The organism is Gilliamella sp. B2717 (assembly GCF_026536675.1).
Lineage (GTDB): Bacteria > Pseudomonadota > Gammaproteobacteria > Enterobacterales > Orbaceae > Gilliamella > Gilliamella apicola_I.
In genome coordinates, this window is sequence record NZ_JAFNNQ010000066.1 from 1 (window position 1) to 2095 (window position 2095).

Here is a 2095-nt window from a genome sequence, read left to right on the forward strand (position 1 = left end):
AACCCGTTCACTACGCTTATTAAAATACGCCCGCATCAAAATAACCGGCACTGAAGTCAGAGCGAAAGTACATCATAAAATTGAAGCGGTAAAGGTTGAATTAGATGAGGTTAATTGGAATAATGTTGTTGAAACAGGGACAACTAACTTACAAAAGTTAGCCAAAACAGAAATGGATCGTTTGGCGACGCTGTATAACAACAAGAATGTTCATCCTAAAGATTTTACTATTACGGTAAATGGTAAAACATTAGTAACTGATGAAAGTATTAGTGTAGGAGCGCCTGTATTTAAAGGTGCATCTGAGGCTGATGTTATGGCTTACTTTAAACAGCTTTCTGGTGTCGATATTATGCCAACAGCCAAAATGATTCCAGAGAAAGGAACTATTTATTCAGTCAAGGTTACTGAAGGTCCCAATGCTGGTAGCAATATAACATTAAGAAATTTCTCTGATTCAGTGGAGCAAACTAATGCTAAGTGGACTATAGATATCAAAAATCCAAATATTAACAAAGGAAATCGTGTGGAGATGAAATTCCAATGAATTTTGAAAAAATTTATCATTCAATATTAGAAAGTTCTTTTGGTTATTCAATGGGCACAATGTGGCAACATGTAGCAAATTACATGAATGATATGGGTGAACCTTATGAAATCAGAAAGAATATCTTTTTTAAAATATTAAATAAATTAATGAATGATGGGTATATTAGATTAGCTAGTCATGGTGTTTTTCTGACTGGTACCAGTGAAGAACAAATCCAGTCGATTAAAGATATTTGGCCGCCTTACCCCTCAGATGATGAAGACGATGATCTAGATGATATTGGTATGTGGTTCTATGTGAAATTGGACTGTGGTATTGTTTGGATTACACCAGAAGGTCAAGAGATCTGGACGTAAATTTATAAAACTTCTCGGATACTGTGAGAAGTTTTTTTAAAACATTCTAGTACAGCTTTCCAACCTTAATAATCAGTAATTTCGGCTTTGCATCAATATTAGAGGATTAAATAAATATCTCATTCCAACTTAATATAAATTAAATAAAAGTTAGTCGTTTTTTTATCCGACTACTTAACCCGTTCACTCCGCTTATTAAAATACGCCCGCATCAAAATAACCGGAACTGAAGTCAGAGCGAAGGTACATCATAAAATTGAAGCGGTAGAGGTTGAATTAGATGAGGTTAATTGGAATAATGTTATTGAAACAGGGACGGTAAATAGTAATCCATCCATAAAACCAAATACTAATTTTGCACCAGATTTAAGCCCGAGCTTAACTGTTAATATGAATCAACAAAATAAACATATTGTTGGAACAAATGAACATAAAACTGCAAACGCTAGTTCTTCTATACCTAGAAGTATCATTGATTCTAATATTGATGTTCAGAAACTGGTTAATGATTATGCAGGAACTGGAAATTTAAAAGGAAAGATACCTCTTGGTCAGCCTGGATCAAAAGAAAATATCTCAACTAATCATGTAATAGGTAAATTTTATGATCGAAATTCAAATACTTTTATCCCAACAACTAATTTTACAATCCATTATTCAAAAACAGGCGTACATATAGTACCAGCGAGACCATAAATTATGAAAGAAGATAAATTAACGAATATAAAAAATAAAATTAATCTCAGTGTAATGTATAGTTTACTTGATAGAGCAACAAAAAAAATGAGAGGAATTACTGCCGATCTGGATGAAGATAATTTGTTAACTATAAAAATGTTTTTTGATAGCGATTTGTTAGATGAAGAAGAGGAAGAGATGCAGATTGCTAATACGGAAGTCGTAGCTGATTTTTTTAATGATTTTAAAGATATTTATCTTGATTTATTAGTTGTTCCTGTTTCGATAAATATCTATGATCAGAAAGGAAATTTAGGTTGGTTTTATCTTCGTCGAGAATATTAATAACGGGCTTTTCCTACACAACTTTTATTGGGTGAGTTACGAGATGCAGGGCAAAGTACACTCGATTTATTATGGGATAGCAACTTAATTAATCCGATATTGCCACTATTTTTTGCTCGAGTGCATGCAGAAATTATCAGTGATAAACCGATTGGTCAGGCGCCCA

At 33.0% G+C, this 2095-nt stretch carries 4 protein-coding genes; all 4 read left to right on the plus strand.

Annotation, left to right across the window (positions count from 1 at the left end; all coding sequences use genetic code 11):
- On the plus strand, window positions 1-547 hold a 547-nt coding region (locus J3U35_RS06615; protein ID WP_267360353.1), incomplete at its 5' end, for a hypothetical protein.
- The gene (locus tag J3U35_RS06620; RefSeq protein WP_267360355.1) at window positions 544-906 is read left to right on the plus strand and encodes a DUF596 domain-containing protein; all 363 of its coding nucleotides are present in this window, start codon (window positions 544-546) and stop codon (window positions 904-906) included. The genes J3U35_RS06615 and J3U35_RS06620, both read left to right, overlap by 4 nt.
- A gap of 390 nt (window positions 907-1296) precedes the next feature.
- A complete protein-coding gene (locus tag J3U35_RS06625; protein WP_267360357.1) occupies window positions 1297-1602 on the plus strand; it encodes a polymorphic toxin type 50 domain-containing protein in 306 nt (101 codons plus the stop codon).
- 3 nt (window positions 1603-1605) lie between these two features.
- A complete protein-coding gene (locus J3U35_RS06630) occupies window positions 1606-1929 on the plus strand; it encodes a hypothetical protein (RefSeq protein ID WP_267351125.1) in 324 nt (107 codons plus the stop codon).
- Window positions 1930-2095 lie beyond the last annotated feature (166 nt).